At 32.7% G+C, this 11,810-nt stretch carries 14 protein-coding genes; 10 read left to right on the top strand and 4 right to left on the bottom strand.

Annotated features, from left to right (window positions below):
* Positions 1-3: 3 nt before the first annotated feature.
* On the bottom strand, positions 4-1,317 hold the full coding sequence (locus tag ACAM25_RS01625) for an NAD(P)/FAD-dependent oxidoreductase (RefSeq protein WP_369610613.1): 1,314 nt from the start codon (positions 1,315-1,317) through the stop codon (positions 4-6).
* Between the two features lie 6 nt (positions 1,318-1,323).
* Positions 1,324-1,704 (bottom strand): DsrE family protein, encoded by a 381-nt coding sequence (locus ACAM25_RS01620; protein ID WP_369610612.1) that lies wholly within the window; start codon positions 1,702-1,704, stop codon positions 1,324-1,326.
* Positions 1,705-1,973: 269 nt separating this feature from the next.
* Between ACAM25_RS01620 and ACAM25_RS01615 the strand changes: the two genes are divergently transcribed.
* From ACAM25_RS01615 to ACAM25_RS01580, 8 genes are all read left to right on the top strand, one after another.
* A complete protein-coding gene (locus ACAM25_RS01615) occupies positions 1,974-2,399 on the top strand; it encodes a DsrE/DsrF/DrsH-like family protein (RefSeq protein WP_369610611.1) in 426 nt (141 codons plus the stop codon).
* A gap of 10 nt (positions 2,400-2,409) precedes the next feature.
* Positions 2,410-2,649, top strand: a complete 240-nt coding sequence (locus ACAM25_RS01610; RefSeq protein ID WP_010979944.1) for a sulfurtransferase TusA family protein — start codon at positions 2,410-2,412, stop codon at positions 2,647-2,649.
* 58 nt (positions 2,650-2,707) lie between these two features.
* Positions 2,708-3,547, top strand: a complete 840-nt coding sequence (locus ACAM25_RS01605; protein WP_369610610.1) for a 4Fe-4S dicluster domain-containing protein — start codon at positions 2,708-2,710, stop codon at positions 3,545-3,547.
* A gap of 119 nt (positions 3,548-3,666) precedes the next feature.
* Entirely contained in the window at positions 3,667-4,986 is a 1,320-nt protein-coding gene (locus ACAM25_RS01600; RefSeq protein WP_369611708.1) for a heterodisulfide reductase-related iron-sulfur binding cluster, read from the top strand.
* Between the two features lie 54 nt (positions 4,987-5,040).
* Positions 5,041-6,138: a CoB--CoM heterodisulfide reductase iron-sulfur subunit A family protein gene (locus tag ACAM25_RS01595; protein WP_369610609.1), complete on the top strand. Its 1,098-nt coding sequence runs from the start codon at positions 5,041-5,043 to the stop codon at positions 6,136-6,138.
* A 46-nt stretch (positions 6,139-6,184) separates the two neighbouring features.
* Positions 6,185-6,868 (top strand): hypothetical protein, encoded by a 684-nt coding sequence (locus ACAM25_RS01590; protein ID WP_369611707.1) that lies wholly within the window; start codon positions 6,185-6,187, stop codon positions 6,866-6,868.
* Positions 6,855-7,547 (top strand): 4Fe-4S dicluster domain-containing protein, encoded by a 693-nt coding sequence (locus tag ACAM25_RS01585; protein WP_369610608.1) that lies wholly within the window; start codon positions 6,855-6,857, stop codon positions 7,545-7,547. Before ACAM25_RS01590 ends, ACAM25_RS01585 begins: the two co-directional genes overlap by 14 nt.
* Positions 7,544-8,467 carry a CoB--CoM heterodisulfide reductase iron-sulfur subunit B family protein gene (locus ACAM25_RS01580; protein ID WP_369610607.1) on the top strand — a complete coding sequence of 308 codons (924 nt, stop codon included), beginning with the start codon at positions 7,544-7,546 and terminating at the stop codon, positions 8,465-8,467. Before ACAM25_RS01585 ends, ACAM25_RS01580 begins: the two co-directional genes overlap by 4 nt.
* Positions 8,468-8,474: 7 nt before the next feature.
* Here the strand turns inward: ACAM25_RS01580 and ACAM25_RS01575 are convergent, their stop codons facing one another.
* Positions 8,475-8,936 carry a hypothetical protein gene (locus tag ACAM25_RS01575; RefSeq protein ID WP_369610606.1) on the bottom strand — a complete coding sequence of 154 codons (462 nt, stop codon included), beginning with the start codon at positions 8,934-8,936 and terminating at the stop codon, positions 8,475-8,477.
* A gap of 202 nt (positions 8,937-9,138) precedes the next feature.
* On the opposite strand from ACAM25_RS01575, the gene lrs14 reads away from it, so the two are divergent.
* Together lrs14 and ACAM25_RS01565 are read left to right on the top strand one after the other, a co-directional pair.
* Entirely contained in the window at positions 9,139-9,519 is a 381-nt protein-coding gene (lrs14, locus tag ACAM25_RS01570; protein ID WP_369610605.1) for an HTH-type transcriptional regulator Lrs14, read from the top strand.
* 39 nt (positions 9,520-9,558) lie between these two features.
* The gene (locus tag ACAM25_RS01565; RefSeq protein ID WP_369610604.1) at positions 9,559-10,506 is read left to right on the top strand and encodes an NAD-dependent epimerase/dehydratase family protein; all 948 of its coding nucleotides are present in this window, start codon (positions 9,559-9,561) and stop codon (positions 10,504-10,506) included.
* Here ACAM25_RS01565 and ACAM25_RS01560 read toward each other — a convergent pair.
* Positions 10,493-11,731 carry an FAD-dependent oxidoreductase gene (locus ACAM25_RS01560; protein ID WP_369610603.1) on the bottom strand — a complete coding sequence of 413 codons (1,239 nt, stop codon included), beginning with the start codon at positions 11,729-11,731 and terminating at the stop codon, positions 10,493-10,495. The two genes, ACAM25_RS01565 and ACAM25_RS01560, sit on opposite strands and share 14 nt — an antisense overlap.
* Positions 11,732-11,810: the final 79 nt, after the last annotated feature.

Genomic DNA, 11,810 nt, shown 5'->3' with positions numbered 1-11,810 from the left:
CTCTCATTTATATATATCAACATCTAAATCAAATTCTTCTCTGGCTGAGTTAATTAGAACTTCACTTAATGAAGGATGTGCAAATATCGTAAATGCTAAGTCCCTTATAGTCACTCTTTTCCTTATAGCTAATGCCATTATATTTACTAACTCTTCAGCATTATCTCCAACAATTTCTGAATAAACTACAGTACCATTTTTATCTATTCCTATTAGTGCAAAGCCTTCTCTTAGTCCTTTGATTATGGCTCTAGTATTAGCATTATATGGGAATTTTAAGAATTTTACCACCTTATCTTTTTCTCCGACTACTCCTATTTGAGGGTCTGTGTAAATAACTTGTGGAGTACCAGAATAATCCATATATTCGCAAGTTCCTAGTGAATTTAGAGATGCTATTATAGCCTCCATATAAGCTACATGAGCAACTTTCTTTTCCTTATTTACTATATCTCCTATTGCATAAACGTTTTTAATGTTAGTTTGCATTCGTTCATTAACTATTATTCCTTCTTTACCTATTTCAATACCTAATTTCTCAAAACCTTTAGGATAATTTGGTTCTCTACCAGTAGCATAAACTATGATATCCCCTTCATATTCGCCTTTATTTGTATACACTTTCTCTCCATGGATTCTCTCGACTTTAGAATTCTCGACAATATCCACTCCATCAAACTCTAATGAATCTAATAATAATTTTCTACTTTCTTCATGCAAATCCTTTAGGACTTTTCCTCTAGTTATAAGAGTAACTTTAGTGCCCAATTTAGCATAAATTTGTGCAATTTCTGTTCCAGCAACTCCTCCACCTAAAACTATCATTGATGAAGGTATTGATGTAAGCCTAACAGCTTGATCCTCACTTATTGTATTTTCTATTCCTTCAATTCTTGGCGGTTTAGGTTTCGAACCAGTAGCTAAAAATATTTCCTTAGTGTTAAGTATCTTTCCATTTACTTCTACATTATGATTATCATGCAAAAATGCCTCTCCTTCGATAGTCTCTCCGCCAGCGTTCTTAATAAGTTTTTTACCCGCCGAACTCAAATAATCTATTATTTCGTCCCTTTTAGAAAAGAAATTATTTAATTTTAAATTAATTTCAATTCCTTTATAATTACCTAATTCAGAAAGTCGTGAATACAAAAAAGAAATATCTGACAAAAAAATACTTGGAACACATCCGTAATTTACGCATGTTCCTCCAAACTTTTCTTTTTCTATTACTGCTACTCTTTTACCTTTTCTACTTAATATGATACCAGCTGTGTAGCCGGCAGTTCCTCCACCTATTATTACAACATCATATTCCATGTTAGGTCAGAAGAATAATGCTCTGTCAGCATCGAATAGTAAATCTATTAATGTAGAACCGCCAACTATTTCAACTCCATCCACTACATCACTTTCATTCATATGGCACATATCTTTAAGGCTTTGAACACATACATACATTTTTACTCCATTGTCTTTAGCCATATCGAAGAAGTGTATGAATGGATTTCCTCCTTTTTTCCTCTCCTCCTCTTGCCATTTCTTATCTAATAACTTTGGTCCTTTTATCATGAAGAATACTGATGTTTCATATTCCATTGAGGCAGCTATTGAGGCCATAAAAAGAGGTGCATATGTTCTATCTAAATCTTCTGGTCCATGAGTCACTACTACTAGAACTTTTTGTTTTTTCTCTCCTTCACTCATCTTAAATCCTCCTAAATAATAGTTAAAAACACCAACTTAAATTTTTTATCAAACAAATTTACTCAATGAAAGTTTGGCAAAATATTTTTTCTTATAGTAAGAAAATGTAAATTTTCTATTCTTTTAACGTAAAAGAAATAGATATTTTTAGTTTACTAAGTTTAGTTTATACTAAATAAAAGTGAAAATCCTTACGAAATTATTTTAAAAATGAATATGAGAAAAGCTTATATAATTTGAGATAAAAAAGAGTATTTGGGTAAAAAACCTTGGCTGAACAAAAGAAAAAACTATCTATAATCGTCTTCTCTGGAACAATTGATAAGTTAATGCCAGTAGGAATATTAGCATCAGGCGCTGCAGCAGCTGGATATGAAGTAAACCTATTCTTCACATTCTGGGGGTTAACAAATATAACGAAATCTGGACTTCAGAGACAACCAGCTCCAATAGATAAAAACTATGAACAAATGGGTCCAATGATGATGCAAAAAATGCAAGAAATGAAATATCCAATGTGGTATCAATTAATTCAGCAAGCAAAGGAAGTAGGAGAAGTTAAAGTATTTGCATGCAGTACCACAATGGAATTCTTCGGCATAAAGAGAGAAGACTTAGCAGAATTTGTTGATGATGTAGTAGGAGTTGCAACATTCTTAGATAGAGCAGAAGGAGGAACAACTTTGTTCATTTGAGGTGAGAAAAATGGCAGAGATTAAGATTGCAAAAACATTAGATGTAAAGGGAATGTATTGTCCAGGGCCAGTGATGGAAACTGCTAAGGCAATTAAGCAAATTGGAATTGGAGAAGTACTAGAAGTATTAGCAACAGATCCAGCTGCAAAACCAGATATTGAGGCCTGGGCTAGAAGGACTGGCCAACAAATTTTAGATATTCAACAACAAGGCGGAGTAACGAGAATACTAATAAAGAGAGTTAAGTAAAGGATATTAATTTATTTTTTTAACAAAATTTATAAGTTAGTTTTCCTACTTTTATTTGATGGCTTCAGTAAAAGCTATTCCTCTACCAGACGATCCAAGAGTTATGGATATGGCTTATGATGTTCAAGCGATAGAACCAGAAGAACTAAGAAATTTTGAAAGCAAATTAAAACCGGAAGAAAGGGAACTTGCAATTAAATATTGGCAAGCTGTAAAATCAGATTTTAGGTTTAATGAATACTTAAGAGGATGTTTAAATTGTGGTGTTTGTACATCAGGTTGTCCAGCAGCTAAGTTCTACGATTTTGGACCAAGAGAAATGATCCAATATATGATGAGAGATGCAGTAGACAAGATATGGGAATTCGTTAATAAGAAAGTTTGGGCTTGCGTACAGTGTTACACATGCTCAATGAGGTGTCCATTTAACAATGAAATAGCTGGGTTAATCATGCTTTTGAGAGAATATGCAGTACAATTTGGTTTACCATCAGCTAAAGAAATCTTAGCTCCATATAGAAGAGTTTTGTATACTGTAATGACTACTGGTAACCAAGTTACACCAAATATGATTCAGCCAGAGGCATTCCCAGATTGGGGCCCACAAGCAGTTGAAGAGTCAAAGAATATGGATGTTTATAGAAAAGCAGTTCCAGTAGATTTAATGCAAAGAACAGATATTGGTTGGCAAACTTCTCTTCAGACAGCAGTAGAATTAATGACCATATTCATAGAGTCTGGAGTATTAGATGCAATAAAGAACGTTGATGAGGATTTGTATGAAATGATTATGGACATGTATGAAGAAAGAAAGCAGCAACTAGAGGAAATAAAAGAGAAGTATATGAAAGGAGAACTCAACGAAGACGAACTACCCGATAATTGGATGGATTTATAAGTTAAATATATTTTTTGTATTATTTAATTGAAATTTAGCTAATTTACATGTTCTCATAAAATGTTTAAAATAAAAATTTATATATGTCAAAAAACATAGGTGTATGTAAAGGTGGTAAAATGGTTACTCAAGAAGAAAAAAAGTTGCATGAAGAGATAAAAGAGGCCTTTCCTTATGCCGAAGATGTAGACTGGAATGAAGTATATCAAAGAATTATTTACAAATATAGTACTCCTCACGGTTTACAGCACGTTAAAGAAGAACTATACAAATTAGAGGATGAAGGAGAAATAATTGTCCATCATATAAAGCCTTATAACAATCCAGTAGAAGTACAAACATTAAATGGTTTTCCAAAGAAAATACCAACTACAAAATTATGGAATCATAAGAGCTGTGGACAATGTGGTCATATTCCTGGATACCCAACATCAGTATTCTGGATAATGAATAAACTAGAGATTGATTATTTGGATGAACCTCATCAGACTTCATGTACTGGTTGGAATTATCATGCATCTGGTGCCTCTAATCCAGTAGCCTTAGCTGGTGTATATGTAAGAAACATGTGGAGGGCTTATGAAACTGGATACTTCCCATTAATACACTGTGGAACATCATTTGGACATTACAAAGAAGTAAGAAACATGATAGTATTACATAAGGAAATTAGAGATAAGTTAAGACCAATAATGAGAAAATTAGATATGGATATTGTAGTTCCAGAGGAAGTTGTACACTATTCTGAATGGCTATTCGTTATGAGTAAAAAAGCTGCTCAGCATAAGAAATACGATTTAAGCAACATAAAAGCAGCAGTTCACACACCATGTCACGTTTACAAATTAGTACCAGAAGATACAATTTATGATCCATCAGTATTTGAGGGAAGAAGACCAGCAGCACCAACTGGAACAGTATTAAACTTTGGTGCTAAGATTGTTGATTACTCAACCTGGTGGGACTGCTGTGGTTTCGGATTTAGGCATATATTAACTGAGAGAGAATTCAGTAGAAGCTTTGCATTATTTAAGAAAGTAATTCCAGCAGTAGAAGAAGGTCATGCTGATGTATTTGTAACCTCTGACACTGGATGTGTAACTACATTAGATAAGAGCCAGTGGGCTGGAAAGGCTCATGGTTTTAACTATAACTTACCAGTATTGGCTGATGCTCAGTTTGCAGCAATAATGATGGGTGCGGATCCATACAAGATTGGTCAAATACATTGGCATGCTACTGACGTAGAAGGATTCTTAAGAAAAGTAGGAGTACCAGTAGATGAATATAAGGAGCAGTTCTTGCAATACTTAGCTGATCTAAGAGAAGGTAAGAGGCAACCAGAATATATATACAAACCACATAGAAAGATTGACTTCTACCTAGCTTTACCAGATAGAGTTAAGTGGTATAAGGGAGAGCAAGCTGTTCAAAAGTGAATAGCAAAGTTTTTTAAATTATTTTTATTTAATTAATATGCAGTTGGTGAAAAAATGGCCGGTGAAAAAGTTCTCGTAATAGGTGCTGGACCAGCAGGATTATCTGCTACTAAGGAGTTAGCTAATTTGGGTATTAATGTAGTACTAGTTGAAAGGGAATCATTCCTAGGTGGAACTCCTAAAAGATTAAAGTATAGTTTATTATTTCCAGAATTAAGGCCTGCTGCTGAAGTAATTGATCCATTAATTAAATCTGTTCAAGAAAATAAAAATGTTAAGATCTATCTTGAGAGCATAGTAGATAGTGTTAAGCAAGAAGGAAATGGTTTTACAGTAAATATTAAGGATAAGAGTGGAAAGATAACTACTGAGAAAGTAAATGCTATTATAGCTGCTTCTGGTTTTGAACATTTTGACTCAAGGAGAAAATATGAATATGGTTATGGTATAATACCAAACATTTATCAGATTTCTGATATTGAGGGAATGTTATCAGAAAATAGATTAGTAACTACTAAGGGAACTCCACCAAAGAGAGTAGCAATATTATTATGTGTAGGTTCAAGAGATGCTACTGTTGGAAATACTTATTGTTCAAGAGTATGCTGTGCAGTGTCAATTAAACAAGCTATGGAGATAAAGCAAAGAATTCCTGACGCAGTAGTTCACATTTACTACATGGATATAAGAACTTATGGATTAATGGAGGATAAATTGTATTGGAAAGCACAATTAGATTATAGAGTAGGATTTATTAGAGGAAGAATTTCTGAGTTCATGAGAGGGCCAAATGATACAGTAATAATTAAGGGAGAAGACACAATGAATCTTAACAGAGCTTTAGTAGTTCCATACGATATGGTAATATTGGCAAATGGTATGGAGCTAGGTTTAGGATCAAAACAAGTAGCTAAAGTATTAGGATTAGAGTTTGAAAGTCATGGTTTCGTAAAGCCATTAGATCCAGATAGATTACCAGTACAGTCAACAAAGAAAGGAATATTCTTAGCTGGTGCTATAACTGGTCCTAAGACAATATCAGATTCGATAACCGAAGGATATGCAGCTGCTATGAAGGCTTATGAATATATAATGAAGGGTACATGGGAGGAACCAGTAAAGGTAGCTACTGCTGAGGTGGCTCATCATTAACATGAATTTTTTAAACGTTGATTATGTTAGAGATATTTTTAATGCTATGTTAGATAAGGATATAAATAATACTGCATCAGATCCAAAGAAATCACTTTCTTTAATTTTAGATTCAATGAAAATGAAGTCAGATTTTCTTAGTAAACTTACCATAACTACTCATGAAGATGCAAAGAAATTATTTGAGATTATATTTTATGCAAAGAAATATGCAGATGAAGTAATTTCACAAACTGGATTACCACAATTATCTAAAGCTTATTCTTTATTAAAAGATACTTCTAAATCATATGATGAAAGAGTAGAAGGATTTGTTTCTATTGTTAAAGGAGGAAATAAGAAAGACATAGAAGATATGGCAAAAGAGATAATTCACTTTATTGAGCCAGATAAATATCCTCTATGGACAAGATGGATTTGGAATAAGGAGAGAAACACTGGATCAATTACTTATGTGTTAAAAGATAATATTACGCTTACATCTCCTTCAGAATTTTTTGAAGCTTTATCTGAACTTAAATCAGTATTAAATGTTTTTGGTTTAGATACTGGAAATTATTATCCTACTTCAATTTTTTTAGTTTATGCATATGTTAGGCTTTTAGATTATACTACACACCTTGCAATAGATAAAAAAGCCGCGGGGTTACTCCCCACTCATCTCACAACTACAGCTTTAGTTCTTGGGTTAAAACCCTTTATTAAGGTGATAAAATATGCCCATTCCTGAGTTAGAAAAACCAATTATAAAAGGAGTTATTCAAAAAGATAAAGTAATAGTAGATGGTGTAGAATTAGACGGTACTTGGAACGCATTTTTAATAGAGAGAACACAAACTGGTTATGATCCCTCAGTATGGGATGAAATAGCAAATACATTAGAAGGCTATACTATTAGTGCATGCTGGCAGTGCGGAACTTGTACCTCAGGTTGTACAATGAGAGAATACGATCCAAACTACAGCCCAAGAAGGTTTATTGACTTAGCTAGAAAAGGAGACAAACAAGGATTAATTGAATTACAAAACAGTTTATGGAGATGCGTATCCTGCCAAAAATGTACTCACAGATGTCCTAAAGGAGTATTAGTAGAGGAAGTAGTACATGCAATTCATAATTACTTACTAAAACATGGTTTAGTAAAGAAAGATCCGGGTACGGTATTTGATGAGCTATTTCTAGAGACTGTTATGAGTAATGGAGGAAGAATTTCAGAATTGACACTTGGTGCAGCATCAGCTAAAGCTGGATTCTTAACGTTAAGTCTTAAGGATCTTATAGTTATGGGTGGAGCTATGTTAAGATCTGGGTTAGTTAAAGATTTGTTAAAACCAAATAAAGTAAAGAATTGGGATAGAATAAAGAAAGTTTTAGAAGAAGCAATGCAAGAGGAGGTGTTACCAGAATGAGTCTCAGAATAAATAATCCTTATGGTAAAGTAGCCTTCTATCCTGGTTGTTCCTTAGATGGTATGGGGAAAATGTATGATGTATCATTAGCATTAGTAGCGAAAGATTTAGGATTAGAATATGAAAAAATTGAAGATTATAACTGTTGTGGTGCATTGGAAGTTAAGAACGTTAATACAATGGCTGGTTTATTACTACCTGCAAGAAATCTATCATTAGCAAGACAAATGGGAGCAGACACTGTAATGTCTGCATGTCCGGGTTGTCACTATTCTCTATCAAGAACTCACTATTATATGACAAAGTATCCTAAATTAAAAGAGAAAGTAAACGCTTATCTAGAGAAGATGGGAGAAAAACCATATGATTTAAAACTATTAATGATTCATGCTGTTGAGTTTATTTATAACACTGTAGGACCAGAAGGAATTAAGGCTAGAGTCAAGAGACCATTAAATGGGCTTAAGGTTGCCCCTTACTATGGTTGTTTATATGCAAGACCTAAGCAATACATACTCACTGGATATATGAAAATTAAGGATGACCCAGAAAGACCATTCTTCATGGACAAGTTATTAGAGGCTACCGGAGCTGAACCAGTTCCATTTGAAGCAAAGACTATGTGCTGTGGAGGACCTCATGTATATTCTGATGCAAATGTTGCTCTAAATCTGGAAGCAAGAATATTAAAAGAAGCGAGAAGGAACGGTGCTGAATTGTTAGTTGTTGACTGTCCATTAGGTGGTGTAGCTTTTGAGAATAATATGAATAAGATTGCTGAACTATACGGTGAAGATCTAAGAATGCCAGTAGTGTATTTCAGTCAGTTGTTAGCTTTTGCATTTGGTCACTCCCCAGAGGAAGCATTGTTAAATGCGAACTTGACGAATCCAATGAGTGTATTAAAGAGGTACTTGTAAAAGTTCTTTATTTTTCTTCTTCCTCTTTTCTTCCATCTTTTTCTTTCATAAAATATTTTAACCATTCAATTACTTTCTCGTCATTGTTTTCCTTTAGGAAATTAATATATTTTTCTATAAAGTCTAAATATGAGTTAGATCTTGAATAAGTTTCTCTCAGTCCCTTAATAGAGGTCGATCTCTGAATTTTAAAACTAAAAGTCCTTATTCTCTTAGTTGAGAAAATGATAATAGAAGTAAGTTTATCTGTTATCATAATCCTACAAAGAGTAGAATTCAACAGTTTAACTCTGAAAATAGTTTCATTTCTATCACAAAGTAATACTGTTTTATCTTCATCAAATATTTTTATTATGTTTTCGTCACTTTTCTCCTTAATTATTTTATATCCTAGTTCTTCTAATCGTTTCCTATCTTTAAGGTCCTTAATTTCTTTCTCTTCGATTAGTATTCCCTCTGGTTGATCCACATTATAAAGTTTATTAGGTTATAATTAACCTTTATGTTTAAGAGATTCTTGATATTACCAAGGATTTCTATACTTGTGGTATTAGTTTTATTCTTTTAAATAATTAGAAATGTGAAGATTAGGTTTTAATACTTGGGTAATCTATTTGCTTAAAATACAAAGATTTAAATACTTGTATTTAAAGTATATATCATGATAAAGTATGGAATTAGAAGTAACTAAAATAAGACTTCCTAGCGGGAAAGAAGTAGGAATAATTGAGGCCCTTAGTTTCTGCTACGATATCTCGGACACAGATTTCCAAGTTCTTAAAGTTTTACTAAATAGCGAAGGTAAAAACGAAGATTCGTTAGCTGAAATGTTAAAACTATCCAAGGCTTCCATAAATAGGAGTGTTAACAAATTAGTTTCCTTAGGATTTGTAGAGAGAGTTAAGGACTCTTCTTCTAAGGGAGGAAGACCAAGGTACATATACAAAGCTATACCCACAGAAAAATTAATTGAGAAAATTGTTAATGACTTCAAGAGATGTGCTGAACTTTTTGGTCAATTAATTCCGAGAGAATTAGGCAAACAACAATAACTGATAAAATAATTTATTTTTTCCCTCTTCCTATCTCTTATGAGAATTTTCATAACTAGTTTAGGATTTATTGCAACTCATGTTGCTGAAATTTTATCCTCTTCAAATGAAGTTATATTAACTTATAGGAACCTAAATCCTGTTAAAAAGTTATATAAAGAGATATTGGAAGAAAAAGGTGTCAAATTAATAAAACTTGATATCTTGACAGAAAGAGATAAATTAAAGGAAGAAATAAAGAAGAGTGATGTAATAATTAATTTTATAGGTGAAATTAGTGGTGATGAGAGAACTCTTTATATTGCTAACGTAGAAATACCTAAAATAATTGCAATGACGATAAAGGAAGTAAATAACAAGGCTCTTTTTATCCATACTTCCGGTTCGACATATGGAATTACCGGGGAAGTGAAAATTGAAAAAGAATTAGGAGAAGGGTTCAATCCTCAGACACCTTTCGAGATAACAAAATTACAAGGTGAAAAAGAAGTATATTCAATTGCTAAAGGTAATTTTCCTTTAGTAATCCTTAGGCCAACTTTAGTTTATGGAAAATATGCTGCACATATTCAATTCGTAATTATGTATAGGCTTGTAAAAATGGGAATAATCCCTAAAACTGGTATATCGTTTATGCCTATAAGTGCTAATTATATTGGTAAAATGATTTTAGAATTAATTAAGGAAAAACCAGAATTACTTTATTTTTACGCAACTGAGTGTGAACCAGTATCTTTAGACTCCTTTTTTGAAATATACTCTAAGGCTTTAGGTAAAAAGACAATTAAAATCCCAATTCCTAAAGGCATAGTAAAATCAGCATTACCAAAAGAAATTAGGAGTTTAATAAGATATGAAGGAACTAAATATGATTGTAGCATTGCAAAAAAACTTCTTAATGATTTAAAATTCAATGAAAATGAAGTATATCAAAACGCATTATTCTTGAAAGAGTTAGATAAAAAGAAAATACTTATCCCAACTTAAAACGTCTTAGTATTTCCCAAATTATTTCTAGGTAAGAAGGATGCGGATAGTGAAAATCTAATAACTCATCCACAGTAGCCTTTAATTTTATTCCTAAGGCAATAAGTGATATAATCTCTTCAGCTCTTTCTGAAAAAGCAACACCACCAATTACTTTACCATTTTCTTCACATATTTTTACAAAGCCTTCAGTCCTCTTTTCAGTTATTGCCCTACCTAAACTAGATAATTCTACCTTAACACACCTACCTCTATCAGTATTGCCTACATAAGCAACTTGAGGCATTGTATAAATAACCTTAGGAACTGCAGTTCCATCATACGCCTTTTTTACTCCTTTCATATTTAAGCCAGCTATATAACCCTTATGTATTGCTTCATGTGCAGTAAATGACCCCGTTACATCTCCGGCAGCATATATATCCTTTAAAGGAGTTTCCATGTATTCATTTACTTTAATCCAATAATCATGTGGTAGGCTTTCTATTCCGTTCAAGTTAGGTTTTCTTCCAAAACTCATTAGTATTATGTCTGATTTAATTTCACTTCCATCAGAAAGTTTTACTTTTCCTTCCTCTATTTTAGCCTCAGTTCTTAAGTGAAGCTTAACACCTATTCTCTTAAAATGATTTGTTACACTATTTCTTAAATCCATATCATGTTTAGGTAAAAGAAGATTATCCTTTTCAACTATGTGTACTTCCTTACCAACCTTATGTAATAACCAACCATATTCGACACCACCAACTCCTCCTCCAATAACTGTAACAACGTTGAAATCTTTAGTTAAATAAGGCAAGTCATCTGAAGCAATAGTCCCTTTTATTTCAGGCTTTAATGTTCCAGTTGCGACTAATACTTTATCTGGATATAGAACTTGTCCACTAACTTCAACTTCTTTTCCTTTTAAAATACCTTTACCATGAATTACTTCTACTCCTGCACTCTCTAACATATATTCAACTCCTTTAGAAAGCCTATTTATTGCATCTTGAGCTAATTTAGTTAACTCTTCATAGGTAAAGTCAACTTTCTTTCCTATTCTTTCAAGAGAGTACTTTAAAGCTAAGGGATGAAGCATTGCTTTCGATGGTATACAACCATAAAGAACACATGTTCCTCCAAGTTTTTCATTTTCCTCAATTAATTTCACTTTTTCTCCCAATAGTGACGCAGTAAGAGCTCCATATAATCCGGCTGGACCAGAACCTATAACTACTATCATAGAGTAAAGTCAGAACTAGAGCAATTAAACTTAATCTTTGAAAAATCAAAAAGTCATAGTCAAATTGAATATAATAAAA

It is taken from the genome of Sulfurisphaera javensis (assembly GCF_041154675.1).
In the GTDB taxonomy this organism is placed as follows: Archaea; Thermoproteota; Thermoprotei_A; order Sulfolobales; family Sulfolobaceae; genus Sulfurisphaera; species Sulfurisphaera javensis.
The sequence above is the reverse complement of the archived record's forward strand: the minus strand, read 5'-3'. Positions and strand labels throughout refer to the sequence as shown.

Bases quoted from the DNA above. Each gene is read 5' to 3' on its own strand.
- ACAM25_RS01620 (WP_369610612.1), bottom strand. From the start codon at position 1,704: ATGAGTGAAGGAGAGAAAAAACAAAAAGTTCTAGTAGTAGTGACTCAT.
- ACAM25_RS01595 (WP_369610609.1), top strand. From the start codon at position 5,041: ATGGCCGGTGAAAAAGTTCTCGTAATAGGTGCTGGACCAGCAGGATTA.
- ACAM25_RS01565 (WP_369610604.1), top strand. From the start codon at position 9,559: ATGAGAATTTTCATAACTAGTTTAGGATTTATTGCAACTCATGTTGCT.
- ACAM25_RS01625 (WP_369610613.1), bottom strand. From the start codon at position 1,317: ATGGAATATGATGTTGTAATAATAGGTGGAGGAACTGCCGGCTACACA.
- ACAM25_RS01585 (WP_369610608.1), top strand. From the start codon at position 6,855: ATGCCCATTCCTGAGTTAGAAAAACCAATTATAAAAGGAGTTATTCAA.
- ACAM25_RS01600 (WP_369611708.1), top strand. From the start codon at position 3,667: ATGGTTACTCAAGAAGAAAAAAAGTTGCATGAAGAGATAAAAGAGGCC.
- ACAM25_RS01610 (WP_010979944.1), top strand. From the start codon at position 2,410: ATGGCAGAGATTAAGATTGCAAAAACATTAGATGTAAAGGGAATGTAT.
- ACAM25_RS01580 (WP_369610607.1), top strand. From the start codon at position 7,544: ATGAGTCTCAGAATAAATAATCCTTATGGTAAAGTAGCCTTCTATCCT.
- ACAM25_RS01590 (WP_369611707.1), top strand. From the start codon at position 6,185: ATGTTAGATAAGGATATAAATAATACTGCATCAGATCCAAAGAAATCA.
- ACAM25_RS01605 (WP_369610610.1), top strand. From the start codon at position 2,708: ATGGCTTCAGTAAAAGCTATTCCTCTACCAGACGATCCAAGAGTTATG.
- ACAM25_RS01560 (WP_369610603.1), bottom strand. From the start codon at position 11,731: ATGATAGTAGTTATAGGTTCTGGTCCAGCCGGATTATATGGAGCTCTT.
- lrs14 (WP_369610605.1), top strand. From the start codon at position 9,139: ATGGAATTAGAAGTAACTAAAATAAGACTTCCTAGCGGGAAAGAAGTA.